Origin of the sequence: Micromonospora sp. WMMD882, from assembly GCF_027497255.1 — a bacterium.
Taxonomy (GTDB): Bacteria; Actinomycetota; Actinomycetes; order Mycobacteriales; family Micromonosporaceae; genus Micromonospora.
The window spans coordinates 2,342,556-2,368,640 of record NZ_CP114903.1; the positions used below are offsets into that span (position 1 = coordinate 2,342,556).

Consider the following 26,085-nt stretch of genomic DNA (forward strand, 5'->3'; position numbering starts at 1 on the left):
CGACCACGGGCTCGGCCCGCGCGGCGCCGGGCTCAGTCCTCGGCGACGACGTCGGCGACCACCACGGTGATGTTGTCCGGGCCGCCCGCTCGCAGGGCCAGGTCGATCAGCTGACGGGCGCACTCCGTCCGGTCCGGGTGCGCGGCGAGCACCTCGGCCAGGGTGTCCGCCCGGACCACGTTGGACAGGCCGTCGCTGCACAGCAGCCAGCGGTCGCCCGCCCAGGGCACCATCGTCGCGTACGCCGGGGAGATCTCGCCGCCCTGCAACGCCTGGGTCACCACCGCCCGGCGGGGGTGGTGGGTGGCCTGCTCGGGTGTGATGAGGCCCTGGTCGACGAGCATCTGCACGAAGGTGTCGTCCCGGGTGACCTGCTTGAGCGTCCCCTCGCGGAAGAGGTACGCGCGCGAGTCGCCGACGTGGGCCAGGGCCAGGCAGCTCCCGGTGCGGGCGAACAGCAGGGCGGTCAGGGTGGTGCCCATGCCCTGCCGTTCCGGGTCCTCCTCGACGGCCTGACGGATCCGCTCGGTGGCCACCTCGATGCCGCCGCGCAGCGCCGCCACCAGCCCGTCCTCCGGTGTCTCCAGATCCAGCGGGGCGATCGTCCGCATCGCGATCGAGCTGGCGAGGTCGCCGGCCGCCATCCCGCCCATGCCGTCGGCGACGGCGACGAGCCAGGTCCCGGCGTGGAAGGCGTCCTGATTGCCGCTCCGGATCAGGCCACGGTCGGTCGCCCCCGTGGAACGCAGCTTCAGGGTCATGGGACGCAGCCTGCCAGGAGGAGAGCGGGTTGTCTCTACTGGATCACCGTACCCGGCCGTGGCGCGGCGAATCTCACTCTCCGTCGGCGGGTCGGGACGGCCACCACCAAGATCCAGGCGAATCAATTGACATGGCGGTCATGCCCTGGAAACATCGTGACGATACTTGGGAGCGCTCCCAGGTATCGACTCCCCCGTTCCCCGGAAGGAACCGTCGTGACGTCACCCCCACGCCGCCGGCGCCGCCTGGCGCTGTTCGCCGCGGCGACCTCCGTCGCCCTCACCGGCGCCCTCACCGCGGCCGGCCCCGCCGTCGCCGCTCCGGTCGCCGGCCCCGCCGCGGCCGAGGAGGAACCTCCCGAGCAGATCAAGAACGGCGACTTCAGCGCCGGCACCTCCCCCTGGTTCTCGTACGGCACCGGTGACCTGACCAACCCCGACGGCCAACTGTGCACCACCGTCGCCGCCGGCACCGCCAACTCGTGGGACGCCGGCATCGGGCAGGACGGCGTCCCGCTGATCGCCGGCGCGTCGTACACCCTCACGTTCGACGCCTCCGCCACCCCCGGCGCCCGGATCACCGCGGTGCTGCAACTCGGCAGCGCGCCCTACACCTCGTACACCACCGTCGGGCTGAACGCGACCCCCACCGCGCAGCACACCGAGCACACCTTCACCGCGCCGGCCGACGACTCGCGGGCGCAGATCATCTTCCAGGTCGGCGGCAGCCCCAGCGCGCAGACGTTCTGTCTGGACAACGTCTCGCTGCGCGGCGGCGAGCCGGCCGCGCCGTACGAGCCGGACACCGGGCCCCGGGTCCGGGTCAACCAGGTCGGCTACCTCACCGCCGGGCCGAAGAACGCCACCGTGGTCACCGAGGCCACCGAGGCGCTGCCCTGGCAGCTCAAGAACGCCGCCGGCACGGTCGTCGCCAGCGGCGAAAGCACGCCGCGCGGCGTCGACGCGGCCTCCGGGGAGAACGTGCACAGCATCGACTTCTCGTCGTACCGGGGCTCCGGCACCGGGCTGACGCTGGTCGCCGACGGGGAGACCAGCCACCCGTTCGAGATCTCCGGCACGCTCTACGAGCAGCTCCGCTCCGACGCGCTGCAGTTCTTCTACGCCCAGCGCAGCGGCATCGAGATCGACGGTGACCTGATCGGCGAGGAGTACGCCCGCCCGGCCGGACACCTCGACGTGGCCCCCAACAAGGGCGACACCGACGTGCCCTGCCAGCCCGGCGTCTGCGACTACCGGCTCGACGTGCGGGGCGGCTGGTACGACGCGGGCGACCACGGCAAGTACGTGGTCAACGGCGGCATCGCCACCTACCAGCTGCTCAACACCTTCGAGCGGACCAAGACCGCGGCCACCGCGAACGGCGGCGCGAAGCTGGGCGACAGCACGCTGCGGGTGCCCGAGCGGGGCAACGGCACCCCGGACATCCTCGACGAGGCCCGCTGGGAGCTGGAGTTCCTGCTGAGCATGCAGGTGCCGGCCGGCAAGCCGCTCGCCGGGATGGCCCACCACAAGATCCACGACAAGAACTGGACCGGGCTGCCGCTGCTGCCGCACGAGGACCCGGAGCTGCGCGAGCTGCACCCGCCGTCGACCGCGGCCACGCTGAACCTGGCCGCCACCGCCGCCCAGTGCGCGCGGCTGTTCGCCCCGTACGACGCGACCTTCGCCAAGAAGTGCGACACCGCGGCGAAGACCGCGTACGCGGCGGCCAAGGCCAACCCGACCCGGTACGCCAGCCCGACCGACGGTGTCGGCGGCGGCGCGTACGACGACGGCAACGTCACCGACGAGTTCTACTGGGCGGCGGCCGAGCTGTACCTGACCACCGGCGAGCAGAAGTACCTGACCGACCTGACCGCCTCGCCGCACCACACCGGGGACGTGTTCGACCCGCGTGGCTTCGGCTGGGGCAGCGTGGCCGCGCTGGGCCGGCTCGACCTGGCGACCGTGCCGAACGGCCTGTCCGCCGCCGAGCGCACCCGGATCCGGGCCTCGGTGACCACCGCCGCCGACAGCTACCTGGCCGAGATCGCCCGCCAGGCGTACGGGCTGCCGATGCCCGGCGACGCGGCCAGCTACTTCTGGGGCGGCAACAGCAACCTCATCAACAACGCGATCGTGCTGGGCACCGCCTTCGACCTGACCGGCCAGACCAAGTACCGGGACGGCGCGACGCAGGCGATGGACTACATCTTCGGCCGCAACGCCCTGAACATCTCGTACGTGACCGGGTGGGGCGAGCACGCCGCGGAGAACCAGCACAGCCGGATCTTCGGCAACCAGCTCAACCCGGACCTGCCGAAGCCGCCGGCCGGCTCGATCGCGGGCGGCCCGAACGCGGACCTGCAGGACCCGTTCGTCGAGCAGCTCCTGGCCGGTTGCGCGCCGATGTTCTGCTACGTCGACGACATCAACTCGTACTCCACGAACGAGGTGGCGATCAACTGGAACTCGGCGCTGACCTGGATCGCGTCCTTCCTCGCCGACCAGGGTGAGGGCGGGGCGGTCCCCACGTCGAACTGCTCCGCCCAGTACGTCAACTACGGCGCCTGGCAGGGCGGCACCGGCTTCACCGGCCAGGTGACCATCCGCAACACCGGCACCAAGCCGATCGAGGGTTGGACGGCCCGGTTCGCGTTCACCGGTGACCAGAAGGTGCGCGAGGCGTGGCTGGCGACGGTCACCCAGTCGGGGGCCACCGTCTCGGCGACGAACGAGTCGCACAACCGCAGGATCATGCCCGGCAGCACGGTGACCTTCGGGTTCAACGCGCTGACCGGCGGAAACGCCAACCCGGCGCCGGGTCTGATCGCGGTCAACGGAGTGGCCTGCACGCTCTCCTGACCCGTAGCGATCCCCGGTCCGACAGGGGTCTCCCGCCCACGGGAGGCCCCTGTTCGGCGTGTCGACGCCCGCCACCCGAACCCGCCACCACCGCCCGTCGCGGGCCCGGACACCGCGACGGGCCCGAGGCGCCTGTCGAACACCGACGACGGCGGGACACGGAGCGCACAAGCACGCGGAGGACACGGAGGGCACCGAGGTGGCCCCGCAGGGACGAGCTCCGCGCCTGGAAGCCGGCCGTGACCAGGTCTGCGGCGACAGGACGGCCGAACGCGTGACGGCATGCCCCGACGGACGCGACCCGCCGCGGACCGTCCGCAGGCGCCCCGTATCCGGGGCAGCTCGACAGGCTCCGATCAGCACACCTCGACCGCCCCACGCCGCATGTCCCCACCCGGCCGACGGCGACCCGGGCCGACGCCGACCCGGGGCGCACGGGCGGGTCCCCTGCCGTCGCCGCGGGGGCGTGGCAGGGGACCCGTCGCGCGTCCGGGCGTGTCAGGCGGCGGGGAGGCCGCCGACCTGGGTGTTGATCCAGGTACGGATCGACGGCAGGTCGCCGTAGATCGACGGGGCGGTGGCGCAGGTCGAGTTGTTGTTGCCGGCGCGGCTGGTCGCGCCGATCAGGTTCCACACGCCATTGATCTTGCGCACCTGCGGGCCGCCCGAGTCGCCGTAGCAGGCGCCCGCGTTGCCGTTGGTGTTGTTGGTGCAGATCTCGTAGGTGGCGTTGATGCCGGCGCAGCGGCTGTCCGTCACGATCGAGGTGTCCAGCTCGTGCGCGACGGCCGGGGCCGAGCCGCAGCCCCGGGGCGCGCAGGTCTGGCCCCAGCCGATGATCCGGGTGGCGGTGCCGACCGCGCCCGACGTGGTCGGGATCGGGGCCGGGGCGTAGCTGACCGAGCTGGCGAGCTGGAACAGCTTCACGTCGATGGTCGGGTGGCTGACCGCCCGGCTGACCCGGACCACGGTGCCGCCGCTGGTGCGGTCGACGCTGCCGACCCGCACCGAGGCGGGGGTGGAGCAGTGCTTCGCGGTGACCACCCAGTTCGACTTGATCAGCGTGGCGCTGCACCCGGAGCTGTACACCATCCAGGGGTAGTTCTCGGTGGCCGGGCGACCGTTGACCACCAGCGGCGAGACGTCGCCCTCGGCCTCGTCCTGCCAGACGTGCACGCCGAGCGCGGGGCTGGCCGCGCGGCTGCCGGCGAAGAGCGAGTTCACCTGCGCGGCCTCGGTCGCGTTCGGGTACGCGTTGGTGCAGGAGACCGGGGCGCTGCTGCCGGACATCAGGTCCGAGCACAGGCCGGTGCGCCGGTCGGGCAGGCCGAGGATGTGGCCGATCTCGTGGGTCGCGATGCGGGTCCGGTTGTACCCCTGGTTCACCGCCTCCCAGCCCATGTAGACGGTGCCCCGGCCCAACCCGGTCACGTACGCCCGGGGCCAGCCGTTGTCCACCCGGATGGTGACGGTGGCCGGGGTGCCGGCCACCAGCCGGACGTTGCTGACCCGGCTGTTCCAGATCGCGGCGGCCTGGTCGAAGTTGGTCTTGAACTCACCGGCCCGGCTGGCGTCGTAGTAGACGGTCCGGGCCGTGACGCCCACGTCCGCGCCGGCCGGCGTGCCGCTGGCGGCCTGGACGCCGGCCAGGGACAGCGCGAGCGTCAGCGCGGCGCCCGCCGCGCGGGACAGTTTCCGTCGGAACATGGACCACTCCCTGAGTGCCACGGCGGCAACCCGCCAGATTGAGACTAATCAATCTTATTGGCGGTCGTGGCACCAGGACCCATCGTGGTTCGGTCATACGCCCGACGATCAGCGGGCACGCAGCTTGGGCAGCACCTCCGCGCCGAAGGTGTCGACGAACGGGCCCAGCTCCCGCCCGACGTGGTGCAGGAAGATCTGGTCGAATCCGAGGTCGAGGTACTCCTCCAGCCAGCCGACGTGCCGGCCCAGGTCGGCGGAGATGTTGACCACCTCGCGCAGCTTCTCCATCGGCACCTGCGCGGAGACCACGTCGAAGTGCGAGACGGTCTCCAGGTCCCAGCAGACCGGCGGCGCGAAGACGTTGCTGCGCCACTGCTCGTACGCGATCCGCTCGGCGCGCTCCTGGTCCGGGTCCCAGCTCAGGTGCACCTGCAGGTGCAGCGGCCCCCGGCCACCGGCGTCCCGGTACGCGTCGATCATCTGCCGGAGGTGGTCGACCGGGGCGTTGACGGTGATCAGGCCATCCGCCCACTCGGCGCACCACCGGGCGGTGGCCACGCTGACCGCCGCCCCGACCAGCGCCGGCGGCTCCTCCGGACGGGTCCACAGCTTCGCCCGGTCCACCCGGACCAGGCCGTCGTGGCTGACCTCCTCACCGGCCAGCAGCGCCCGGATCACGTCCACGCACTCCCGCAACCGCCGTTCGCGCAGCTCCTTGCGCGGCCACGGATCGCCGGTGATGTGCTCGTTGCTCGCCTCGCCGCTGCCCAGCGCGGCCCAGAACCGGCCCGGGTACATCGCGCCGAGGGTGCCGATCGCCTGCGCGATGATCGCCGGGTGGTAACGCTGGCCGGGCGCGTTGACCACGCCGAGCGGCAGCCCGGTCGCCTGGAGCGCCGCGCCCAGCCAGGACCAGGCGAACGCGGACTGCCCCTGACGTTCGCTCCACGGGGAGAAGTGGTCCGAGCACATCGCGGCGTCGAAGCCGGCCCGTTCGGCCCGTACCACGGCCGCCAGCAGCTCGGAGGGGTGGATCTGCTCGTGGGAGGCGTGCACGCCGAACACCGTCATGCCGGCGTCCCGTACCCAGAAGCCCCGCCGGCCAATCCGGCGCCCCCCGCCACCTCACTCGGCGTGTGAGCCGGCGCCGCCGGTGGCCGCGCCCTCGCCCACCCAGACGGTCTTGACGTTGCAGAACTCGCGCATGCCCAGCGCGGACAGCTCCCGCCCGTACCCGGAGTTCTTGACCCCGCCGAACGGCAGCTCCGGGAACGACGTGGTCATGCCGTTGACGAAGACGTTGCCGGCGTCCAGGTCGGTGGCGAAGCGCTCCTGCTCGTCCGGGTCCCGGGTCCAGGCGTTCGCGCCGAGGCCGAAGCTGGTGCCGTTGGCGACCTGGACCGCCTCGTCGTACGACGACACCCGGTAGAGGCCGGCGGCCGGGCCGAAGACCTCCTCGTCCCACATCCGCATCCGCGGCGTCAGGTCGGTGACCACGGTCGGCGGGTACCACCAGCCGGGCCGGTCCGGGACCTCGCCGCCGCAGAGCAGCCGCGCGCCCCTGCCGACGGCGTCGCGGACCTGGGCGGCCACCTCGTCACGGCCCCGTTCGCTGGCCAGCGGGCCGACGTCGGTGTCGGCGTCCATCGGGTCGCCGACCCGCAGCGCGGACATGTGCGCCACGAACCGTTCGGCGAACGCGTCGAAGACGTCGGCGTGGACGATGAACCGTTTCGCCGCGATGCAGGACTGGCCGTTGTTCTGGCAGCGGGCGGTGGTGGCGACCTCGGCGGCCAGGTCCAGGTCGGCCGAGGGCATCACCACGTACGGGTCGCTGCCGCCGAGCTCCAGCACGGTCTTCTTGAGCTCCCGGCCGGCGATCGACGCGATGGACCGCCCGGCGGGCTCGCTGCCGGTCAGGGTGGCCGCCCGGACCCGAGGGTCGCCGAGGATCCGCTCGACGGCGTCCGAGCCGACCAGCAGGGTGGTGAACGCCCCCTCCGGGAATCCCGCCCGGCGGAACAGCTCGGCCAGCCACAGGGCGGTCTGCGGCACGTTCGAGGCGTGCTTGAGCAGGCCGGTGTTGCCGGCCATCAGGGCCGGCGCGGCGAACCTGATCACCTGCCAGAGCGGGAAGTTCCATGGCATCACCGCGAGCACCGGGCCGATCGGCTGGTACCTGACGAACGCCCGGGTCGCCTTGACCGCCGCCGCGTCGGCCGGCTCGTCGGCCAGGAACCGCTCGGCGTGCCCGGCGTAGAACCGGCAGGCGCTGGCGCACTTGGTGGCCTCGGCCCGCGCCGCCGCGTACGTCTTGCCCATCTCGGTGGTCATGGTGCGCGCGATCTCGTCCCGCTCCGCGTCGAGCAGGTCGGCCGCCGCGGTGAGCCAACGGGCCCGCTGGGCGATCGACGTGCCGCGCAGCGCCGCGAACCCGTCGGCCGCGTCGGCGATGGCGGCGTCGATCTGCTCCGGCGACATCGCGTCGTACGTCCTGAGCACCTCACCGGTGGCGGGGTTGGTGGTGGCGATGGACATCCCGTGCTCCTGTCAGTCGCAGGGCCGGCGCTCCGGTCACTCGAAGAGCGAGTGACGCACGCCCGGCTCCTCCCGACGGCGGGCGGCCCGCCGACGCTGGATGACGACCAGGTCGACCACCGCCACGACCGCCAGCACGCCGCAGACCACGGCCAGCCAGACCAGGTCCGCGCGGGCCGCCAGCACGGCGAAGACGACCATGACGACCAACCCGAACGAGGCCAGCGCCAGCCGCAGGTTCAACGCGCTGTACGCGTGCCCGACGGTGCCCCGGGCGCGTTTGGGCTGTGATCGTGTCATCCAGGCGAACTACCCGGTGCCGTGGCGGGTTAACCTGCGACCACCGCGACGGCGTAGAGTGACCACACTGTCGCAGTTCGTTGGTGGGATGGTCGGCTATGCCTCGACGGGTCGCTCCACGCCGCTGGGCCGCTCTGGCGGCGGCGCTGACCGCGCTGGTGGCGCTCGCCTGCGAGGGCGGGGGCACGGGCGGGGGCGACGCCACGCCCCAGCCGCCGCGCGACTCGCCCCGCCCCGGGCTGCCGGTCACCATGGCCGCGCTCGGCGACTCGGTGACCACCGGCTTCGGCACCTGCCTGGTGCTCTCCTCCTGCCAGCGCAACTCCTGGTCCACCGGGGAGGGACGCCGGGTGGAGAGCCACTACCGGCGGCTGCGGGAGCTCAACCCGGCGATGCAGGGGCGGGCGTACAACCACGCGTCGGCCGGGGCCCGGGCGTCCGCCCTGGCCGACCAGGCCGTCCGGGCGGTACGCGACAAGGCCGACTACGTCACGGTGTTGATCGGCGCGAACGACGCCTGCCGGGGCAGCGTCGAGGCGATGACCCCGGTGGCGACGTTCCGCGAGCAGGTCGACGCGGCGTTGCGGACCCTGCGCGAGGGCCGGCCGAAGGCCCGGGTGCTGGTGGTGAGCATCCCGGACCTGCACCGCCTCTGGGAGATCGGGCACACCGACGAGCGGGCCGTCCGGGCCTGGGGTCGCGGCGTCTGCCCCGCCCTGCTGGCCGCCCCGACCTCCACCGCCCCGGCCGACACGGCCCGCCGTCGGGCCTTCCGGGAGCGGGTGGACGCCTACAACGACCAGCTCGTCGCGGCCTGCCGGGCGTACGGGGCACGCTGCCGGCACGACGGCGGGGCCGCGCACCGGGCGCGGTTCGGTCTCGACGACGTCAACAGCCTGGACTACTTCCACCCGAACAACGCCGGGCAGCAGCGACTGGCCGAGGTGACCTGGCCAGCCGCCGGTTACGCCGACTGAGCCGTCGGCCCGCCACCGGTCAGGGACGCCGGGGCGGTGGCACGGCGCCCGCCCCGCGTTCGCGGTAGAGCTCCCGGGAGCGCCGGGCGAGATCCTTGGTGGCCGAGGAGTTCGCCCAGGTCCCGAGGACGATCGCCGCGCCCGGGACGACCTTCGCGAAGACCCGCTTCGCCGCGCGTACCCCGGCCATCTGGGCCAGCCGCACGCCCAGCCGCACCATCACCCGACCCAGCGCCGGCTGGGAGCCGCCGCCGAAGAGCGCGCCGGCCCGTTCCCGGCCGGCGGCCATCCCCAGCGCGACCCGGGCGGTCTCCGCCACCTTGTGCACCTTCTGCAGGACGAGCAGGTCGGTCGCCCGGTCGGCGTGCTGCGGGTCGACGCCGTACGCGGCGGCGACGTGCAGCACCATCCGGGCCTGGGTCCAGGCGAGCACCCCGACGTCGATCACCGCGCCGGGCAGGCCGGCGGCGCCGGACACCGCCCCGGAGAGCCGGGCCCGGTTGACGAACCGACGGACGGCCAGGTCGGCCAGGGCGTCGGCGGTGATGCCGGGCTGCTCGGCCCGGACCCGGGCCACCCAGCGGGTCGCCTCCGGCCCGAGCCGCCGGACCGCCTCCAGGGCCAGGTGCTCCGGGGCGTACTGCGGGTCCTCCCGCATCCGGTCCCACAGCCTCGCCGGCGGCGCCTCCGGCACGTCCGGCGGGTCGGCGGGCCCGGCGACCGGCGGCGGGTCGACGGGCCCGGGGGCGGGGGCGGGGGCCGGCGGGCGCGGCGCGGGGGCGGGGGTCTGGCCGTCGACGGGGGTCGAGTCGGTCACGTGGCGCTCCGGGGGTCAGCAGCGAAGGAAACGGTACGACGATACGGAGTCAGCGCCGCTTGCCGAACTTCGCCGCCAGACCGCGGATCTTCTGCTGGGTGCCCGGCTTGGCCAACTCCTGACGGCCGCGGGCGACCATTCGCTGCCCCTGGGGGGAGCTGAGGAAACGGCTGATCTTCTGCATGAGCGGGGACATCTGGTCCTCCTGTCGCTGGGGGGTGCCTCACCCATGTGTACCCCGACGGGGCAACCGGCACGCCCGGTCAGGTGGCGGGAGTGAGCACCGCGTCGACGATCACGGTGGCCCGCGGCTCGTGCACGGCGTACGCCTCGGGGTAGCCGGAGATCTGCACGGCCTGGGCCGCGTCGGTCAGCCGCATCCCCTGCCAGCCGGGCACCGCGAGCAGCGCGGTGAGGAACTGCCGGGTCGCGTACGCCGGGTCCATCAGGTCCGCGACGGTCCCCCAGCCCATGCTGGCGCGCTGCTGGAACAGCCCGACGGAGTCGTGGTCCCAGCCGAGTCCCTGGTTGGGGTGGTTCTGCGACTCCGGGACGGCGCCGCTGGCGAGGTTGTAGAGGTTGCTCTCCTGCATCGCGGTGGCGACCGCGATGACCAGCCCACGCCGGGGGACGTCCATGGCCTCGCCGGTCCGCACGATCGCGGTGGCGTTCTTCATCTGGGCGGCGGTCAGGCCGGCCACCGGGGCCGGGGTGGCGCTGCGCCGGGTGACGGTCTTCTTCGCGACGGCCTTCTTCGGGGTGGCTTTCTTCGTCGCGGTCTTCTTCGGGGTGGCGGTCTTCGTGGGGGTCGGGGTGGCGGTGGCGCTGGGCGCGGCGTCGGGCGTCCGGGCGAGTCCCCGGGACGCGCGGTCCTGCTCGGCGGCCCGGGTCCGCAGCTCCGCTTCGGCGGCGGCACGGTCGGGGCGCGCGGTCGGCTCGGAGCTCAGCAGCCGCGACTCCAGGGCCGCGGCCAGGCCCAGGCAGCAGGTCAGGCCGGCGGCCAGGGTGGCCACCCGGGCCCGGCGGGTACGCGGGGCGAGGTTACCGATCGCGGTTCGGCGGGTACCGGTCCGGGATCGTGCACGGGGTGCGCCTGCCGCATCGGGTGTCACCGCGTCCGCCCGTTCGGCTCTCCTCGCCTCCTCCGAACGGCCATTCGGGCTGGTGGGCGTGGTCGGGTCATCGATCATGTCGTCGTCACGCATCCGACGAGGCTAAGCAGACAACCCCCTCCGTCACCGAGAGTGATCTATGGCGCTCGCCACATTTTTGCCAACTAAACCCGATACAACATTATTCGTGCCGTTCTTTCTGTACAAACCAGGCGAGCTGGTCAGGGCACGCAGCAGGCGCCGGGGCGACCCGACCGGACAGGAACTCCCCCGCCGACGTGACCGACACCACTCTCGTCGTGCGGTCCCCCGTTCGACGGCTGCCGCAGACCGGAAGAAGGAGGTGACAGCCCACCGTCCGGACCAGGGACGGGACCGTTCCGCCCGCCGCCCGGCACCCGACGGGGGTGGCCCCTCCACCGCGGCGCGGCGGAATGCACGAAGATGGCGAATGCGTTTCCCATACCGGCTGCCGTTGCCCCACGGCCGCCCGTCGCGCACGACCAGGGAGGTCCAGACCGGTGCTCGACCCACACGAGCTGTACCAGCTCATCGACGATCTGCCCGAGCTCGGTCAGCCGGTGCTCATCCAGGCGCTGACCGGCTTCGTCGACGCCGGCAGCGCCACCCGGCTGGCCCGTGAGCAGCTACTCGGCAGCCTCGACGCCACCCCGATCGCCACCTTCGACGTGGACCAGCTCTTCGACTACCGGTCCCGCCGCCCGACGATGACCTTCGTCGAGGACCACTGGGAGCAGTACGACCAGCCGACGCTGGAGCTGCACCTGCTGCGCGACGACGACGAGACGCCCTTCCTGCTGCTCACCGGCCCGGAGCCGGACCTCCAGTGGGAGCGTTTCGTCGCGGCGGTCAGCGGGCTGGCCACCCGCCTGGACGTCCGGCTCACCGTCGGGCTGAACGCCATCCCGATGGCTGTGCCGCACACCCGTCCCACCGGGGTCACCGCGCACGCCACCCGACGTGACCTGATCGCCGGCTACGAGTCGTGGCTGCAACGGGTCCAGGTGCCCGGCAGCGTCGGCCACCTCCTGGAGTACCGGCTCGGCCAGGCCGGACGCGACGCGCTCGGCTTCGCCGTACACGTGCCCCACTACGTCGCGCAGACCGAGTACCCGGCGGCGGCCGAGGTGCTGCTCTCCTCGGTCTCCCGCAGCACCGGGCTGCTGCTGCCCACCGACGGCCTGCGGTCGGCCGCCGAGGTGGTCCGGGTCGAGATCGACCGGCAGGTGGCCCAGACCGAGGACGCCGCCACCCTGGTCCGGGCGTTGGAGGAGCAGTACGACGCGTTCGCCCGGGGTCGGGGTGAGCGCAACCTGCTCGCCGCCGAGAGCGGGCCGCTGCCCACCGCCGACGAGCTCGGCGCCGAGCTGGAACGCTTCCTCGCCGAGCAGACCCGCCCCGGCGACAACCCGCCCGGCTGACCCGCCCCGCCGTCGGCGCGCCGGCGTTCGCGGTTCCGCGGTTTCGCGGTTTCCCTGACACGGGGCTGTCCCGGGCTCGTTTTCCCGCGTTTTCAGGGATATCCGACGCCCGGTCTCCGGACCGGGCGGCGGGCACGGCGGGCGAGCATGGGGCAGGCTGGGGGGATGCGCCTGGCGACGTGGAACGTGAACTCGGTGAAGGCCCGCCTGCCCCGGCTGCTCGACTGGCTCGGCGGCGCCGAACCGGACGTGGTCTGCCTGCAGGAGACCAAGTGCCCGGACGGCGCGTTCCCGGTGGCCGAGGTCGGCGAGCTGGGCTACACCGTCGCCAGCCACAGCGACGGGCGGTGGAACGGCGTCGCCATCCTCTCCCGGGTCGGCCTGACCGACGTCACGGTCGGCTTCGCCGGTCAACCCGGGTTCCCCGAGCCGGAGGCGCGGGCGATCTCCGCCACCTGCGCCGGGGTCCGGGTCTGGTCGGTGTACGTGCCGAACGGGCGCGCCACCGACGACCCGCACTACGCGTACAAGCTGGCCTGGTTCGCCGCGCTGCGGGACGTGCTGGCCGACGAGTTGCGCGGCGGGCTGCCGCTGGCGGTGTGCGGGGACTTCAACGTCGCCCCCACCGACGCCGACGTCTGGGACCCGGCGGTCTTCACCCACTCCACCCACGTCACCCCCGCCGAGCGGACGGCGCTGGCCGCGCTGCGCGAGCTCGGCCTGGTCGACGTGGTGCCCACCCCGATGAAGGGCCCCCACCCCTTCACGTACTGGGACTACCGGGCCGGCATGTTCCACCAGAACAAGGGCATGCGGATCGACCTGGTGTACGCCTCGAAGCCGTTCGCCGACGCGGTGCGGGGCGCGTACGTGGACCGGGAGGCCCGCAAGGGCAAGGGCCCCTCCGACCACGCCCCGATCGTGGTCGACGCCGACCTGACGCCCGACGACCAGGGCGGATGACGGGAACGGACCGAATCTGTCGTACCCGGCAGGCAGGATGGCGGGCATGGCGAAACCGGAGATCGTGTCCCCCGAGGAGTGGCAGAAGGTCCGCGACGACCTGCTCGTGGCGGAGAAGGAAGTGACCCGCGCGCAGGACAGGCTGGCCGCCCGGCGGCGACGCCTGCCGATGGTGCGGTTCGACAAGCCGTACACCTTCGACACGCCCGACGGGCCGAAGAGCCTGGTCGACCTCTTCGACGGGCGCGACGAGCTGGTGGTCTACCAGTTCATGGACCGCGGGCCGACGCACTACTGCCCCGGCTGCACCTACTTCACCGACAACGTGCCCGTCCACGCGCTGCCGCTGCTGGCCGAGCGGGGCATCACCTGGGTGACGGTCTCCGACATGCCGCTGACGCAGATCGAGGCCTACAAGGCCGAACGCGGCTGGACGCTGCCGTTCGTGTCGTCGCGCGGCACGTCGTTCTCCGCCGACTGCGGCGCGGGCGGCGGGTTCATGCTGAGCGTCTTCCTGCGCGACGGCGACGAGGTCTACCGCACCTACAGCACCACCGCGCGGGGCGTCGACGGGCTGGTCTTCGCCGCCAAGATCATGGATCTGTCCGTGTACGGCCGGATGCAGGACTGGGAGGACTCCCCCGCCGGCTGGCCCCAGCACCCGACGTACGGGTAAGGCGCTCGAAACCTGACGACATCGACGGTCGTCCCCGGGATACTGGTCGCCGATGGATGAGGTCGAGGTCGTCGTCGCCCACTCCGAGCGGGCGACCCTGCGCGTCGGCGACGTGTTCCTGAAGGTCGACGCCGACCAGGCGCGCATCGACGCCGAGGTCGAGGCGATATCCCTCGCGCCGGTCCCGACCCCGCAGGTCCTGTGGCACAAGCCGCACGTACTCGCGATCACCGCGCTCCCGGGCACCACGCTCGGACGCCTCGGCGGGCCGTCGACCGGCTCGCCGACGGCGTGGGCCGCAGCAGGGGCCGTCATCCGGACCCTGCACGACGCCCCACTGCCACCCCGGTCGGGTCGGGCCGGCCGGAGCACCGCCGTGCTGGCAGCCGAACTCGACGCCGAGTGCGAGGCGCTGGTGACCAACGGCGTCCTCCCCGCCGACCTGGTCACCCGCAACCGCCAGGTCGCAGAAGCAGCGCTCCGGCCGTGGACCCCAGCCTTCACCCACGGCGACCTCCAGATCGCCCACGTCTTCCTCGACGGCGACACGGTCACCGGCATCATCGACTGGTCCGAGGCGGGCCAGGGTGACCCCCTGTACGACCTGGCCACCTTCACCCTCGGGCACGAGGAGCACCTCGACGACGTCATCGCCGGCTACGACGCCGACGTCGACCTCGACGTGATCCACGCATGGTGGTCGCTACGCAGCCTGCTCACCGTCCGCTGGCTGGTCGGGCACGGCTTCGACGCCTTCGCGCCCGGCTGCGAGGTCGACGTGCTCAAGGCCCGGATGTGAGACGGCGCCGCCCGCCGCCCTGAGCTGGGCGACGGGCACCGCATGCCGTCGGTCAGGCCGTACGCCGTCGGTCAGGCCCGGCGGGCGAAGCCGACGAAGGTCCGCCACGCCTGCGGACCGAATGCCAGGGTGCCGCCGTCGCGGTCCTTGCTGTCCCGCACCAGCACCACCCCGGGCAGATTGTCCGCGACCTCGACACACGCACCGCCGTTGTTGCCGCTCCGGCTGCTCGTGCGCCACTGCGCGCCGATCATCTCCATGAGTCTGCCGCCTCCGTGATCAGGGCCAGGGACTGCGCGATGGGAAGTGCCAATCCGGTTATACGCGCCCACCGGCGGTCGAGGGTAGCCATTTCGGCCCGTTGCTCGATTATCTGCGCCTTCGCCTGTCCGTCCACATGCGCCACCCGCTTGCCGTCGGGCATGTCGGCAAGGATGAACGGCCCACCGTGCCCGGCGTACAGGCCCGTGCCGTCCGGCACGACGTGCACCTGCACCGACGGCAACGCCGCGCACCGGGCGAGATGCTCGCACTGCTCGCGCATCATTCCCCGGTCGCCACCTGCCGTCCGGCGCAGCACCAGCTCGTCGACGACCACCACCAGCAGCGGCGGGCGGTCCCGGTGCAGGATGGACTGTCGCGCGATCCGCGCCGCCACCAGGTCGTCGACCTCGGTCGGGGTGAGATTCTCCCCGGCGAGGGTGGCCCGCGCGTACGCCTCGGTCTGGAGCAGGCCGGGCACCCAGGCGAGTTCGTACCAGCGCAGGGCCACCGCCTCGCGCTCCAGGTCCGCCCACTGGTGGAACCACACCGGTCCACGGCGTTCCAACACCTCAGGCCACAACTCGGCTACCGTACGTCCGAGCGCGGCGGCGACCTCGGCGCGGTGCCGGGTCTGCGGGATACGGCCCGGGTTCGCCCACCGGCCGGCGGTCTTCGGGTCGACACCCACCCGGGCAGCGAGGTTTTCCGTGGTCAGGCCAGCCTCGGCCAAAGCCGAGACAAAAACTGGGTTCACGTCGTCTTTTGTCCTCTCTGGACGTCCAGGTCACTCAGCCTCCATCCTTGTACGTAGTGTGATTGCCTGGCAACCCTCAGCAATATCGGATTCATGTCACGAACCCGACTCCCCCGCCCTGTCCCGTACGGTCCCGCGCACCGGCCGGTGGTGCGCCGCTGGCGACTCGCCTGTTCCTGCGGGCTGCGCTCCTGGTGGCGCTGCCCGGACCGCCGCCACCCGACACCGCTCGGCCCGCTCGCCGCGCCTGCCGGAGCGGTCGCCGCGCCGCCCCGATCGCCCACCGCGCCGCCCGGAGCGCTCGCCTCGCTGGCCGGACCGCTGGCCGGGCGGCCGGAGCGGGAGCTGACGCCGACGCTGCCTCTGACCCAGCCACCGGACGAGCCGGAGCCCGATCCCGGGCCGACGCCGTACCCGACGAACCCGATCGGACCGTTCTCCCTGCCGGCCGTCCGTGGACCGGGCCCTGCCGGACTGCCCACCCGGGCCGGGTGCGCGATGCGGGGCACGGACCGGCGTACGCCGAACCGCCGACGCCCGCCGGCCGCCTGATGCGTCGTCGCCTCGCGCGGGAGCACACCCCGTGCCGCCCCTCGTGGCGGTGCGCGACGTGCGGCGCGGCGTGGCCGTGCTCGCCCGCAAAACTGGGTCTGCTGGGCCGGTTCCGGGGCGACCGGGTCGGCCTGCTCGTTCTCCTCGGCGAGCTGCTTGTCGACGCGGCCGGCGAACTGCCCGCCGACGTGGACCTGTGCGCCCGGTTCATCACCTGGGCACGCCGGCAGGCCGAGACGGAGCCGCGCCGGCCGTAGGGTGGAGGACATGGCAGTCGTGAAGATCAACGCGATCGATGTCCCGCCGGGCGCCGGCGAGGAGCTGGAGCGCCGGTTCGCCGCTCGGGCCGGGGCGGTCGAGAACTCACCGGGCTTCCTCGGGTTCGAGCTGCTCCGCCCGGTGGCCGGCGAGACCCGCTACTTCGTGTACACGAGGTGGGAGTCGGAGGAGGCGTACCAGGCGTGGGCCGCCGGCCCGGCGAAGGCCGCGCACGCTGGCGGCGGGGGCGGCGAGGGCGGTGGCGAGCAGCGGCGGCCGGTCGCCTCCGGGGCGAACCTGCTGGAGTTCGAGGTGGTGCAGGAGGTCACCGGCCCCCGCTGACCGAGACGGATGACCGGGTCCGTCGACGCGGACCCGGAGCCCGCCCCGACCCGGGCGTGCCGGCGCGATCCGGGCGTGCCGGCGCGGGCAGAAGGTGACGGGGGCGGAGCCTTTGGAGCTGCCCCAGATATGGGGCAAGCCGGCTGGTGTCCGGCGGCTCGTGGAGACACCGCCGACACCGGCTGAGCCCGCCCGGAGCGCGTGCCCCATATCCGGGGCAGCTCCAAAGGCTCCCACCGGACCAATACCCACCCGGCTGGAACGGCCTACGCCGCTGGTCGGAGCGTGCCCCATATCCGGGGCAGCTCGACAGCCTCCCACCGGACCGACACCCACCCGGCCGGAGCGGCCCACCGGTGGTCAGAGCGTGCCCCATATCCGGGGCAGCTCGACAGCCTCCCACCGAGCCGACGCCCGGTCGGAGCGGTCTACGCCGCTGGTAGCAGAAGAAGGCCGCCGCCGACGCGGCCCGGGCCCCACAGCAGGTCAGAAAGCGGCCGGGCAGCAGAGATCAGGCAGCGGGATCAGGTAGCAGGGATCAGGCAGGGGTCAGGCAGCAGCGGTCAGGCCGGGCGGTGGGCGATCAGGGTGGCGAAGGCGATCACGTTGTCGGCATACCCGATGCTGCCGCCGACGAACTGGCCGCCGCAGGTGATCAGGCGCAGGCCGGGGCCGCTGTGGTCGCCGTAGACCCGTTCGACGGGGAGGTTGTCCTTGTCGAAACGCTCGACCGAGGAGACCGCGAACACGGCCACCGACCCGTCGGCCCGGGTCACCTCGATCCGGTCGCCCGACCGTAGTTTGCGCAGGTCGTAGAAGACGGCCGGGCCGGTCTTCGTGTCGGCGTGGCCGACGATGATCGCCGGACCGGTCTCACCCGGCGTCGGCCCCCGGTCGTACCAGCCGGTCTCGGCGGCCCGGTCGAGCGGAGGCACCGCGACGGTGCCGTCGGCGGCCAGGCCGACCCGGCTGACCGGGGCGGCCACCCCGATCGCCGGCACGGCCAGGCTCACCGGCCGGCTCTCCGGCAGCGGCGCCACCCCGTCGGCGCGGACGCCCGCCGGGTTGGCGACCAGCCCCGACCAGGGACGTCCCGCCGACCGCCCGAGGCCGGCCCCGGTGACGAAGACGCCGAGCAGCACCAACGCCACGGCCAGCGGCGTCCGCCACCGTCGGCGGCCGTCGCGCGGCCCGCCCGGGCGCCCCCGGATCGGCGCGGTCGGCCCGACCGCCACCGTGGGGCGGTTCCGCGCCGGGACGGTGGCCCGACCGGAGATCCCGGCACGGGCGCTCGGGGCACGGGCGCTCGGGGCACGGGCGGCTGCCTGGTCGGCGGCGGCCAGGACGGTGCGCGCGGCAGCAGCGGTACGGGCTGCGGCAGCCCGGGTGGCGGCGCTGGTGGCGCGGGCGGGCGGCTGGGCGCGGCTGGTGGCGGGCATGACGGTCAGCGCCGGTCCCGCGAGGGCCGGCGGCGCGGCGTGAAGTGGCCGGGGTCGGGCGGGTCGAGTCGGGGTCTCCGCTTGCGGGTGGCCAGCACGGCGAGGACCAGCCCGGCGACGGTGACGCCGAGCCCACCGGGGATGAGCAGGCCGCCCAGGTCGGGGCCGCCCGCCGCGCCGCCGAACCCGGTGGCCGGCCCCCGGGTCGGGTACGGGTACGGCGGCGTGGGCTGCGGTGGGGCCGGCGAGCCTGCCTTGACGTACAGCATGGTGGAGGCGTTCGGGCCTTCCGGGCAGAGCAGCTTGACCCGGTAGCGACCGGGGCGCATCTGCGGGTCGACGGTCGCGGTGCCGGTGAGGTAGCCGTGCGCCGGCTCGACGGTGACCATGCCGAACGCTTCCGACTCGACGCTGGCCGGATGCCAGTTGGTCCGGCAGCTCGCCCGGATGCCGACGAGCTGACCGGGGGTCACGTCGCTCGGGGCGACCTGCACGTAGATGTCGGCGGCGTGGGCCGGCGTCGCGGCGACGAGAGCGCCGACCAGCGCCCCGAGCACCGCGAGGAGGAGCCCGGTGGGTCCGGCCGCGCCTCGTAGCGTGAACGACCGCATGATCCTCCTCCCGGCCCGTCGGCCTGGTCGGGCGTCGCGGCGTCGGCCGCCGGACGGGTGGAACGTCCGCCCGGTACGGCCCGGTGGTCCCCGTCGGCGTAGGCTCGGGTCGCTGTGACCTCCGTCGACCAGAACCCGACCGCCCCGGCCCCGTCCCGGGTCGGCTCCGCCGTCCGTACCTTCCACCCGCGCCGTGGTCGCCTCAGCGGCCGCCACCTGGACGCGCTGGACCGGCTCTGGCCCCGGTACGGCCTGACGGCGTCGGACGACGACGCCGACCCGGCGCCGGACCTCGCCGGTCTCTTCGGTCGGCGGGCCCCGGTGGTGCTGGAGATCGGCTCCGGGATGGGCGACGCGACCGCCGCGATGGCCGCCGCCGACCCGGATCGAGATTATCTGGCCGCCGAGGTGCACACCCCGGGAATCGCGAACCTGCTGGCCCTGGTGGAGCAGCACGGGCTGGGCAACGTGCGGATCCTCGACGGCGACGCGTTGCCGCTGCTGCGGCGGCTGCCCGAGGGCTCGCTGGCCGCCGTGCACGTGTTCTTCCCGGACCCGTGGCCGAAGTCGCGGCACCACAAGCGGCGGCTGATCCAGCCCGGTCACGTGGCGCTGCTGCGCGCCCGGCTGGCCGTCGGCGGCACGCTGCACTGCGCGACCGACTGGGCCGAGTACGCGACGGCGATGCGGGTGACCCTGGACGCCGATCCGGGCCTGGTCGACGCCCGACCGGGTGACGTGTCCCGCCCGGCGCACCGTCCGGTGACGAAGTTCGAGCGGCGGGCGCTGCTCGCCGGCCGTCCGGTCGCCGACCTGATCTACCGCCGCCACCGCTGACTGGCGAGCGGGCGGGCCCGGCAGGCAGGATGGAGCGGCTATGACGCTCACCGCCGCGCTGCCGGACAGCGCCGACCCCGATGCCCTGTACGACGCGTTCGCCGGTTGGGCGAAGGAGCGCGGCCTCGACCTCTACCCGCACCAGGAAGAGGCGGTCATCGAGATCGTCTCCGGCGCGAACGTGATCATGAATACGCCCACCGGATCGGGCAAGAGCCTGGTGGCGGTCGCGGCGCACTTCGCGGCCCTGGCCGACGACCGGACGACCTTCTACACCGCGCCGATCAAGGCCCTGGTGTCGGAGAAGTTCTTCGCGCTCTGCGAGGTCTTCGGAGCGGAGAACGTGGGCATGCTGACCGGCGACGCGAGCGTCAACGCGGACGCCCCGATCATCTGCTGCACCGCCGAGATCCTGGCCAACCTGGCGCTGCGGGAGGGCCGGCGGGCCGACGTCGGCCAGGTGATCATGGACGAGTTCCACTTCTACGCCGAGCCGGACCGGGGCTGGGCCTGGCAGGTGCCGCTGATCGAGCTGCCCCAGGCGCAGTTCGTGCTGATGTCGGCCACCCTCGGCGACACCACCCGCTTCGTCGACGACCTGGCCCGGCGCACCGGGCGGCCGACCGCCGTCGTGCGTTCGGCCGAACGGCCCGTACCGCTGCTCTTCTCGTACGTGACCACGCCGATGCACGAGACCCTGGAGGAGTTGCTCACCACGAAGCAGGCCCCGGTGTACGTGGTGCACTTCACCCAGGCCGCCGCGCTGGAACGCGCCCAGGCGCTGATGAGCGTCAACGTGGCCACCCGGGCCGAGAAGGACCTGATCGCCGAGGCGATCGGCCGGTTCCGGTTCACCTCGGGCTTCGGCAAAACGCTGTCCCGGCTGGTCCGGCACGGCATCGGCGTGCACCACGCCGGCATGCTGCCGAAGTACCGCCGCCTGGTGGAGACCCTGGCCCAGGCGGGCCTGTTGAAGGTCATCTGCGGTACGGACACCCTCGGGGTGGGCATCAACGTGCCGATCCGTACGGTGCTGTTCACCGGGCTGAGCAAGTACGACGGGGTGCGGACCCGGCTGCTCAAGGCCCGGGAGTTCCACCAGATCGCCGGCCGGGCCGGGCGGGCCGGCTTCGACACCATCGGCCGGGTCGTGGTGCAGGCCCCCGAGCACGTGATCGAGAACGAGAAGGCCCTGGCCAAGGCGGGCGACGACCCGAAGAAACGGCGCAAGGTGGTGAAGAAGAAGCCGCCGGAGGGCTCGATCGGCTGGGGTGAGCCGACGTTCCAACGGCTCGTCGACTCCGAGCCGGAGCCGCTGACGTCCAGTTTCCAGGTCAGCCACTCGATGCTGCTCAACGTGATCGGCCGGCCCGGGGACGCGTTCGCCGCGATGCGGCACCTGCTCACCGACAACCACGAGGACGCCGCCGCCCAGCGCCGGCACATCCGCCGGGCCATCGCGATCTACCGGGCGTTGCGGGCCGGCGGGGTGGTCGAGGAGCTGCCCGAGCCGGACGAGACCGGCCGGCGGGTCCGGCTCACCGTGGACCTCCAGCTCGACTTCGCCCTGAACCAGCCGCTGTCGCCGCTGGCCCTGGCCGCGATCGAGCTGCTCGACTCGGCCAGCCCGTCGTACGCGCTGGACGTGTTGAGCGTGATCGAGTCGATCCTGGACAATCCCCGCCAGGTGCTCTCCGCGCAGCAGTTCAAGGCGCGCGGCGAGGCGGTCGCCGCGATGAAGGCCGAGGGCATCGAGTACGAGGCCCGCATCGAGTTGCTCGACGAGGTGACCTGGCCGAAGCCCCTGGCCGAGCTGCTGGAGGCGGCGTACGAGATGTACCGGCAGGGGCATCCGTGGGTGGCCGACCACGAGCTGTCCCCCAAGTCCGTGGTCCGCGACATGTACGAACGGGCCATGACCTTCGGCGAGTACGTGCAGTTCTACGGCCTGTCCCGGTCGGAGGGGCTGGTGCTGCGCTACCTGGCCGACGCGTACAAGACGCTGCGGCAGACGGTGCCCGAGGACGCCAAGACCGAGGAGCTGGTCGACCTGATCGAGTGGCTGGGCGAGCTGGTCCGCCAGGTCGACTCCAGCCTGATCGACGAGTGGGAGCGGCTGCGCAAGCCGTCCGACGTGGAGGAGGTCGCGTCGTCGTTGGACGACCGGCCGCCGGCGGTGACCCGCAACGCCCGCGCGTTCCGGGTGCTGGTGCGCAACGCGCTGTTCCGCCGGGTCGAGCTGGCCGCGTTGCGCCGCTGGGACCTGCTCGGCGAGCTGGACGCGGCCGACGGCTGGCACGCCGATGCCTGGGCGGACGCGCTGACGCCGTACTTCGAGGCGTACGACTCGATCGGGACCGGGCCGGACGCGCGCGGCCCGGCGCTGCTGATGATCGAGCAGGGTTCGCAGCGGTGGTCGGTGCGGCAGATCCTGGACGACCCGGACGGCGACCACGACTGGGGCATCAGCGCCGAGGTGGACCTGGTCGCCTCGGACGAGGTCGGCGCGGCGGTCGTCCGGGTCACCGACGTCGGGCAGCTCTGACCGACCCGTACCCCGGAAAGGGGGTCGCCCGGCGCGGGCGGCCCCCTTTCCCGTGTGCCGGCCCCGGCGCGGCCGGGGGTTTCCGCCTTACGCATAACCATATGGGTATACGATGGCGGCCATGGCACGAGCAGCGACGACGTCGGACGTCTTCAACGCGATCGCCGAGCCGCAGCGTCGGGAGATCCTCGCGCTGCTGCGGGCCGGTGAGCGACCGGTCACCGAGCTGGCCCGGGAGCTGGGGATCACCCAGCCGGGCGCGTCCAAGCACCTGCGGGTGCTCCGGGAGGTCGGGCTGGTACGGGACCGCAAGGAGGGCAGACAACGGCTGTACGGCCTGGACGCCCGCGGGCTGCGACCGGTCCACGAGTGGACCGGCGGGTTCGAGCGGTTCTGGAACGAGACCTTCGACCGGCTGGACGCGTACGTGCAGGACCTGAAGCAGGCACAGCATGAGGAGTAGCTGATGAGCGAGACGGGACCAGCGGCGCCGGAGCGGTCTGCGGCGGCCGACCGCGAGATCGTGATCTCCCGGGTGGTCGACGCCCCCCGGGAGCTGGTGTTCGAGGCGTTCACCGACGTGCGGCACCTGTCGCGCTGGTGGGGGCCGGCGGGGTTCACCACGACCACCCGGTCGTTCGAGTTCCGCGTCGGCGGGGAGTGGGACTTCGTGATGCACGGGCCGGACGGCACGGACTACCAGGAGTGGATCTCCTGGACCGAGATCGTCCCGCCGGAGGGCATCACGCTGCTGCACGGCGAGTCCCGGGGTGACCCCGACGCCTTCCAGTCGTTCCTCACCTTCACGCCCGACGGGGCGGCCACCCGGGTCGAGATGCGCACGGTGTTCCCCACCAGGGAGCAGCGCGACGAGGCGGTCGAGAAGTACCACGCGGTCGAGGGCGGCCGACAGACCCTGGGCAAGCTGGCCGCCTACGTCACCGGGGTCGCCCGGCCGGGAGCGCAGGGCTGATGGCCGGGCGGGTGTTCTTCAGCGTGTCGATGTCGCTCGACGGGTTCATCGCGCCCGGGTCCCTCGGCGACCTGATGGGACGACAGTGGATGGAGTTGCAACGCTGGGTCTTCCCGCAGCGGTTCTTCCGGGAGAACCTCAAGCTCGGCGCGGGCGGCGAGGAGGGCCGCGACAACGACATCCTGCGGGAGACGTTCGCGCGCACCGGCGCGAGCGTCATGGGCCGGCGCATGTTCGACGGCGGCGAGCGGATGTGGCCGGAGGAGGCGCCGTTCCACACGCCGGTCTTCGTCGTCACGCACCACCGGCGTGACCCCTGGGAGCGGCCGGGCGGCACCACCTTCCACTTCGTCGACGAGGGCATCGAGGCCGCGCTGGACCGGGCCCGCGCCGCCGCCGGCGACCGTGACGTCCGCATCGCGGGCGGCGGCGCGACGATCCTGGCGTACCTGAACGCCGGCCTGGTCGACGAGTTCTCGATCGCGTTGTCGCCGGTGCTGCTCGGCGCGGGGGTGCGCCTGTTCGAGGGCGTGGACGCCGGCCGGGTGGCCCTGGAGCTGGTCCGCACGGAGCCCTCCCCACGGGTGACGCACCTGACCTACACCGTCCGGCGGCGGTAGGTCGCACAGCGTCGACGAAACCCTGGGCGTTGTCGTACCCGTCGATTAGAATGTATGTACTAATCAGGGTACTGACCTGGGAGGATTAGCGTGTCCGCACCCCTCAGCACCGCGCTTTCCCCGTACGCCACGCTGCTCGGCTTCACCCGCTACGTCGACCGCACCGGCCCCACCAAGGCGACCTTCGTGGGTGGGCTGCGCAGGCAGCGGGCGAGCCGGTCCGGCTTCAACCCGCACGGTCAGTTCGTCAAGGCGCTCAAGGCCGACATCGCCTTCCACACCGGCGGCACCCACCTCGCCGGGGTGGCCGACCTGGTCAAGCCGCGCTGGCGTCCGCTCTACCAGGCGCTGACCCCGGGGGCGACCCGCTGGCTGCGTTCCCTGGGCGAGCCGAAGCAGGTCGACCTCGCCCAGACCCGGGACGCCCTGGCCATGCTCGGCGACCTCCCGGTCAAGATCAACCCCCACTTCGGCGTACGGTACGCCGACGGCCGCGCCGAGGCGGTCCGGCTGCACTTCGACGAGGCCGAGCCGAGCGAGGAGGCGGTGCTCGCCACCCTGCACCTGATGACCCGGCACATCGACGCGGTGCTGGCGCACGCCACGCCGGTCCTGGTCGACGTGCGCCGAGGCGCGGCGCACCGGATGCCCGACGGCGTCAAGCCCGAGCAGATCGAGCAGTGGCTGGCCGGCGAGGCCGCCGCCTTCCGCGCCATCTGGTCCACCGCCGCCTGACCCTCCCCCACCCCACCCCACCCACCCACCCACCAAGATCGTGCTACTTGTGGGCAGTAGTGGCCTCACGCCTGGTCGAGGCCACTACTGCCCGGACACAGCGCGATCTTGGCGGGTTGTCCACAAGGGGTTACCGGTTGTCCACAGGGGGTCGCGAACGGGTAGCCCGTTCGACCAGTGTGAGGGGATGCCTACGCCCGCCCGACGGCCACCCGAACTGCGGGGCCGGATCTTCCGTGGCTCCACGGCCATCGCTGATGGTCTGCTCACCCGTAACGAGCTGCGTAGCTCGGCCTGGCGGCCGCTGTTCCGCGACGTGTACGCCGACGCCGGCCTGACCGTCACCCACCGCCAGCGTTGTGCCGTGGTCAGTCAGTGGCTCCTCCCACCGGAGGCGGCTGTCGCAGGCCCCGCCGCGGCGGCGCTCCACGGCGCCGGGCAGGTCACTCCGGATGACCCGATCGACGTGCTGGCCCCGGCCGGCGTCCGGGTCGGTTCCGCCGCCGGTCTGCGGGTCCACCGCGCCGCCGTCACGCCAGATGACATCATCGTCCACGCCGAATCGCACGGCGTTGCCAGCGCCAGCCCGCACCACGCGACCGGCGGCAACCTGCACCGCGCAGCGGGCGGCACCCGTCACCCTTCCGTGCTCGGCGCCGCGCCGCTCCGGGTCACCTCGCCGGTCCGTACCTGCTGGGACGTCGCTCGGTGGTTGCCGCCGGTCGAGGCGGTCGTGGTCGTCGACGCGCTGCTCGCCCGGCGATCCACCAGCCGCGACGCGCTGCGCGGGTACGCCCTGGACCGGGCCGGTGACCGGGGCTGGCGGGCGCTGCTGCGGGTGGTGGATCTGGCCGATCCGGGGGCGGAGTCCCCGCAGGAGTCCCGCACCCGGGTCCGGCTGGTACAGGCCGGCCTGCCCCGGCCGGTGACCCAGCACGTGATCACCCGGGGCGGTCGGTTCGTCGCCCGGGTGGACCTGGCCTGGCCGGAGTTCCGGGTCGCGGTCGAGTACGACGGGCTCTGGCACGACGACCCCGAGCAGTTCCACCGGGACCGCCGCCGGCTCAACCAACTCGTCGGTGACGACTGGATCGTCCTGCACCTGACCGGGAAACGCCTGCGCGAGGACTTCGACGGGTTCCTCGCCGAGGTCCGGGCCGCCCTACGGTCCCGCGCCCCGCGCCCCTGACCGCCCACT

General features: G+C 73.1%; 28 protein-coding genes and 1 pseudogene. 16 read left to right on the plus strand and 13 right to left on the minus strand.

Features of this window, described 5'->3' with window-relative positions:
- Positions 1-32: 32 nt before the first annotated feature.
- Entirely contained in the window at positions 33-761 is a 729-nt protein-coding gene (locus tag O7606_RS09325; RefSeq protein ID WP_281598657.1) for a protein phosphatase 2C domain-containing protein, read from the minus strand.
- 216 nt (positions 762-977) lie between these two features.
- Here O7606_RS09325 and O7606_RS09330 point away from each other — a divergent pair, with 216 nt between their 5' ends.
- Entirely contained in the window at positions 978-3,626 is a 2,649-nt protein-coding gene (locus O7606_RS09330) for a glycoside hydrolase family 9 protein (RefSeq protein ID WP_281598658.1), read from the plus strand.
- Positions 3,627-4,124: 498 nt separating this feature from the next.
- On the opposite strand, the gene O7606_RS09335 is transcribed toward O7606_RS09330, so the two are convergent.
- The 5 genes and pseudogenes from O7606_RS09335 to O7606_RS09355 all read right to left on the minus strand — a co-directional run bounded on the left by O7606_RS09335 (position 4,125) and on the right by O7606_RS09355 (position 8,171).
- Positions 4,125-4,850, minus strand: coding sequence for a trypsin-like serine protease (locus tag O7606_RS09335; RefSeq protein WP_281599577.1), 726 nt, complete (start codon positions 4,848-4,850; stop codon positions 4,125-4,127).
- Positions 4,845-5,333: pseudogene (locus O7606_RS09340) on the minus strand (snapalysin family zinc-dependent metalloprotease); the annotation flags it as partial. The gene O7606_RS09335 and the pseudogene O7606_RS09340, both read right to left, overlap by 6 nt.
- A 108-nt stretch (positions 5,334-5,441) precedes the next feature.
- The gene (locus tag O7606_RS09345; RefSeq protein ID WP_281598659.1) at positions 5,442-6,404 is read right to left on the minus strand and encodes a TIGR03885 family FMN-dependent LLM class oxidoreductase; all 963 of its coding nucleotides are present in this window, start codon (positions 6,402-6,404) and stop codon (positions 5,442-5,444) included.
- Positions 6,405-6,458: 54 nt separating this feature from the next.
- A complete protein-coding gene (locus tag O7606_RS09350; protein ID WP_281598660.1) occupies positions 6,459-7,871 on the minus strand; it encodes an NADP-dependent succinic semialdehyde dehydrogenase in 1,413 nt (470 codons plus the stop codon).
- A 36-nt stretch (positions 7,872-7,907) separates the two neighbouring features.
- On the minus strand, positions 7,908-8,171 hold the full coding sequence (locus O7606_RS09355) for a DUF6343 family protein (RefSeq protein WP_281598661.1): 264 nt from the start codon (positions 8,169-8,171) through the stop codon (positions 7,908-7,910).
- A 98-nt stretch (positions 8,172-8,269) separates the two neighbouring features.
- On the opposite strand from O7606_RS09355, the gene O7606_RS09360 reads away from it, so the two are divergent.
- A complete protein-coding gene (locus O7606_RS09360; protein ID WP_281598662.1) occupies positions 8,270-9,148 on the plus strand; it encodes a GDSL-type esterase/lipase family protein in 879 nt (292 codons plus the stop codon).
- A 19-nt stretch (positions 9,149-9,167) separates the two neighbouring features.
- Here O7606_RS09360 and O7606_RS09365 read toward each other — a convergent pair whose 3' ends face one another.
- The 3 genes from O7606_RS09365 to O7606_RS09375 all read right to left on the minus strand — a co-directional run bounded on the left by O7606_RS09365 (position 9,168) and on the right by O7606_RS09375 (position 10,978).
- Positions 9,168-9,965 carry an EcsC family protein gene (locus tag O7606_RS09365; RefSeq protein ID WP_281598663.1) on the minus strand — a complete coding sequence of 266 codons (798 nt, stop codon included), beginning with the start codon at positions 9,963-9,965 and terminating at the stop codon, positions 9,168-9,170.
- Positions 9,966-10,014: 49 nt separating this feature from the next.
- Positions 10,015-10,161, minus strand: a complete 147-nt coding sequence (locus O7606_RS09370) for a hypothetical protein (protein ID WP_281598664.1) — start codon at positions 10,159-10,161, stop codon at positions 10,015-10,017.
- A 67-nt stretch (positions 10,162-10,228) separates the two neighbouring features.
- Positions 10,229-10,978, minus strand: a complete 750-nt coding sequence (locus O7606_RS09375; RefSeq protein ID WP_281598665.1) for a peptidase M23 — start codon at positions 10,976-10,978, stop codon at positions 10,229-10,231.
- A gap of 620 nt (positions 10,979-11,598) precedes the next feature.
- Between O7606_RS09375 and O7606_RS09380 the strand changes: the two genes are divergently transcribed.
- The 4 genes from O7606_RS09380 to O7606_RS09395 all read left to right on the plus strand — a co-directional run bounded on the left by O7606_RS09380 (position 11,599) and on the right by O7606_RS09395 (position 14,957).
- Positions 11,599-12,519, plus strand: coding sequence for a PAC2 family protein (locus O7606_RS09380; protein WP_281598666.1), 921 nt, complete (start codon positions 11,599-11,601; stop codon positions 12,517-12,519).
- A gap of 165 nt (positions 12,520-12,684) precedes the next feature.
- Complete coding sequence (locus O7606_RS09385) at positions 12,685-13,482, plus strand: exodeoxyribonuclease III (RefSeq protein WP_281598667.1); 798 nt, start codon at positions 12,685-12,687, stop codon at positions 13,480-13,482.
- A gap of 46 nt (positions 13,483-13,528) precedes the next feature.
- A complete protein-coding gene (locus O7606_RS09390) occupies positions 13,529-14,158 on the plus strand; it encodes a DUF899 family protein (protein WP_281598668.1) in 630 nt (209 codons plus the stop codon).
- Positions 14,159-14,210: 52 nt separating this feature from the next.
- Entirely contained in the window at positions 14,211-14,957 is a 747-nt protein-coding gene (locus O7606_RS09395) for a phosphotransferase (protein ID WP_281598669.1), read from the plus strand.
- A 71-nt stretch (positions 14,958-15,028) separates the two neighbouring features.
- Here the strand turns inward: O7606_RS09395 and O7606_RS09400 are convergent, their stop codons facing one another.
- Complete coding sequence (locus O7606_RS09400; RefSeq protein WP_281598670.1) at positions 15,029-15,217, minus strand: DUF397 domain-containing protein; 189 nt, start codon at positions 15,215-15,217, stop codon at positions 15,029-15,031.
- Positions 15,208-15,975 (minus strand): Scr1 family TA system antitoxin-like transcriptional regulator, encoded by a 768-nt coding sequence (locus O7606_RS09405; protein WP_281598671.1) that lies wholly within the window; start codon positions 15,973-15,975, stop codon positions 15,208-15,210. Before O7606_RS09405 ends, O7606_RS09400 begins: the two co-directional genes overlap by 10 nt.
- A gap of 93 nt (positions 15,976-16,068) precedes the next feature.
- On the opposite strand from O7606_RS09405, the gene O7606_RS09410 reads away from it, so the two are divergent.
- From O7606_RS09410 to O7606_RS09420, 3 genes are read left to right on the plus strand one after another with little or no spacing between them, the layout of a single operon-like run.
- A complete protein-coding gene (locus tag O7606_RS09410; RefSeq protein ID WP_281598672.1) occupies positions 16,069-16,527 on the plus strand; it encodes a hypothetical protein in 459 nt (152 codons plus the stop codon).
- Positions 16,527-16,784, plus strand: coding sequence for a flavin reductase (locus O7606_RS09415; RefSeq protein WP_281598673.1), 258 nt, complete (start codon positions 16,527-16,529; stop codon positions 16,782-16,784). Before O7606_RS09410 ends, O7606_RS09415 begins: the two co-directional genes overlap by 1 nt.
- A 10-nt stretch (positions 16,785-16,794) precedes the next feature.
- Positions 16,795-17,127 (plus strand): antibiotic biosynthesis monooxygenase, encoded by a 333-nt coding sequence (locus O7606_RS09420; RefSeq protein WP_281598674.1) that lies wholly within the window; start codon positions 16,795-16,797, stop codon positions 17,125-17,127.
- 563 nt (positions 17,128-17,690) lie between these two features.
- Here the strand turns inward: O7606_RS09420 and O7606_RS09425 are convergent.
- Positions 17,691-18,566, minus strand: coding sequence for a class F sortase (locus O7606_RS09425; RefSeq protein WP_281598675.1), 876 nt, complete (start codon positions 18,564-18,566; stop codon positions 17,691-17,693).
- A 5-nt stretch (positions 18,567-18,571) separates the two neighbouring features.
- Positions 18,572-19,177: a hypothetical protein gene (locus O7606_RS09430; RefSeq protein WP_281598676.1), complete on the minus strand. Its 606-nt coding sequence runs from the start codon at positions 19,175-19,177 to the stop codon at positions 18,572-18,574.
- A 114-nt stretch (positions 19,178-19,291) separates the two neighbouring features.
- Between O7606_RS09430 and trmB the strand changes: the two genes are divergently transcribed.
- The 7 genes from trmB to O7606_RS09465 all read left to right on the plus strand — a co-directional run bounded on the left by trmB (position 19,292) and on the right by O7606_RS09465 (position 26,076).
- Positions 19,292-20,014 carry a tRNA (guanosine(46)-N7)-methyltransferase TrmB gene (gene trmB / locus O7606_RS09435; RefSeq protein WP_281598677.1) on the plus strand — a complete coding sequence of 241 codons (723 nt, stop codon included), beginning with the start codon at positions 19,292-19,294 and terminating at the stop codon, positions 20,012-20,014.
- Between the two features lie 40 nt (positions 20,015-20,054).
- Positions 20,055-22,559, plus strand: coding sequence for a DEAD/DEAH box helicase (locus O7606_RS09440; protein ID WP_281598678.1), 2,505 nt, complete (start codon positions 20,055-20,057; stop codon positions 22,557-22,559).
- A gap of 121 nt (positions 22,560-22,680) precedes the next feature.
- A complete protein-coding gene (locus tag O7606_RS09445; protein WP_281598679.1) occupies positions 22,681-23,022 on the plus strand; it encodes a metalloregulator ArsR/SmtB family transcription factor in 342 nt (113 codons plus the stop codon).
- A gap of 3 nt (positions 23,023-23,025) precedes the next feature.
- Positions 23,026-23,532 carry an SRPBCC family protein gene (locus tag O7606_RS09450; protein ID WP_281598680.1) on the plus strand — a complete coding sequence of 169 codons (507 nt, stop codon included), beginning with the start codon at positions 23,026-23,028 and terminating at the stop codon, positions 23,530-23,532.
- On the plus strand, positions 23,532-24,152 hold the full coding sequence (locus O7606_RS09455) for a dihydrofolate reductase family protein (protein WP_281598681.1): 621 nt from the start codon (positions 23,532-23,534) through the stop codon (positions 24,150-24,152). The genes O7606_RS09450 and O7606_RS09455 overlap by 1 nt, the downstream gene beginning before the upstream one ends.
- Before the next feature lie 90 nt (positions 24,153-24,242).
- Positions 24,243-24,887 carry a hypothetical protein gene (locus tag O7606_RS09460; RefSeq protein ID WP_281598682.1) on the plus strand — a complete coding sequence of 215 codons (645 nt, stop codon included), beginning with the start codon at positions 24,243-24,245 and terminating at the stop codon, positions 24,885-24,887.
- A gap of 187 nt (positions 24,888-25,074) precedes the next feature.
- The gene (locus tag O7606_RS09465; RefSeq protein ID WP_281598683.1) at positions 25,075-26,076 is read left to right on the plus strand and encodes a hypothetical protein; all 1,002 of its coding nucleotides are present in this window, start codon (positions 25,075-25,077) and stop codon (positions 26,074-26,076) included.
- The last annotated feature ends 9 nt before the right edge of the window (positions 26,077-26,085 follow it).

Excerpts from the sequence above, each read along its gene's own strand:
- O7606_RS09325 (WP_281598657.1), bottom strand. The coding sequence starts at position 761 with ATGACCCTGAAGCTGCGTTCCACGGGGGCGACCGACCGTGGCCTGATC.
- O7606_RS09345 (WP_281598659.1), bottom strand. The coding sequence starts at position 6,404 with ATGACGGTGTTCGGCGTGCACGCCTCCCACGAGCAGATCCACCCCTCC.
- O7606_RS09350 (WP_281598660.1), bottom strand. The coding sequence starts at position 7,871 with ATGTCCATCGCCACCACCAACCCCGCCACCGGTGAGGTGCTCAGGACG.
- O7606_RS09355 (WP_281598661.1), bottom strand. The coding sequence starts at position 8,171 with ATGACACGATCACAGCCCAAACGCGCCCGGGGCACCGTCGGGCACGCG.
- O7606_RS09360 (WP_281598662.1), top strand. The coding sequence starts at position 8,270 with ATGCCTCGACGGGTCGCTCCACGCCGCTGGGCCGCTCTGGCGGCGGCG.
- O7606_RS09370 (WP_281598664.1), bottom strand. The coding sequence starts at position 10,161 with ATGTCCCCGCTCATGCAGAAGATCAGCCGTTTCCTCAGCTCCCCCCAG.
- O7606_RS09385 (WP_281598667.1), top strand. The coding sequence starts at position 12,685 with ATGCGCCTGGCGACGTGGAACGTGAACTCGGTGAAGGCCCGCCTGCCC.
- O7606_RS09390 (WP_281598668.1), top strand. The coding sequence starts at position 13,529 with ATGGCGAAACCGGAGATCGTGTCCCCCGAGGAGTGGCAGAAGGTCCGC.
- O7606_RS09395 (WP_281598669.1), top strand. The coding sequence starts at position 14,211 with ATGGATGAGGTCGAGGTCGTCGTCGCCCACTCCGAGCGGGCGACCCTG.
- O7606_RS09400 (WP_281598670.1), bottom strand. The coding sequence starts at position 15,217 with ATGGAGATGATCGGCGCGCAGTGGCGCACGAGCAGCCGGAGCGGCAAC.
- O7606_RS09410 (WP_281598672.1), top strand. The coding sequence starts at position 16,069 with ATGTCACGAACCCGACTCCCCCGCCCTGTCCCGTACGGTCCCGCGCAC.
- O7606_RS09415 (WP_281598673.1), top strand. The coding sequence starts at position 16,527 with ATGCGTCGTCGCCTCGCGCGGGAGCACACCCCGTGCCGCCCCTCGTGG.
- O7606_RS09420 (WP_281598674.1), top strand. The coding sequence starts at position 16,795 with ATGGCAGTCGTGAAGATCAACGCGATCGATGTCCCGCCGGGCGCCGGC.
- O7606_RS09425 (WP_281598675.1), bottom strand. The coding sequence starts at position 18,566 with ATGCCCGCCACCAGCCGCGCCCAGCCGCCCGCCCGCGCCACCAGCGCC.
- O7606_RS09430 (WP_281598676.1), bottom strand. The coding sequence starts at position 19,177 with ATGCGGTCGTTCACGCTACGAGGCGCGGCCGGACCCACCGGGCTCCTC.
- O7606_RS09440 (WP_281598678.1), top strand. The coding sequence starts at position 20,055 with ATGACGCTCACCGCCGCGCTGCCGGACAGCGCCGACCCCGATGCCCTG.
- O7606_RS09445 (WP_281598679.1), top strand. The coding sequence starts at position 22,681 with ATGGCACGAGCAGCGACGACGTCGGACGTCTTCAACGCGATCGCCGAG.
- O7606_RS09450 (WP_281598680.1), top strand. The coding sequence starts at position 23,026 with ATGAGCGAGACGGGACCAGCGGCGCCGGAGCGGTCTGCGGCGGCCGAC.
- O7606_RS09455 (WP_281598681.1), top strand. The coding sequence starts at position 23,532 with ATGGCCGGGCGGGTGTTCTTCAGCGTGTCGATGTCGCTCGACGGGTTC.
- O7606_RS09465 (WP_281598683.1), top strand. The coding sequence starts at position 25,075 with ATGCCTACGCCCGCCCGACGGCCACCCGAACTGCGGGGCCGGATCTTC.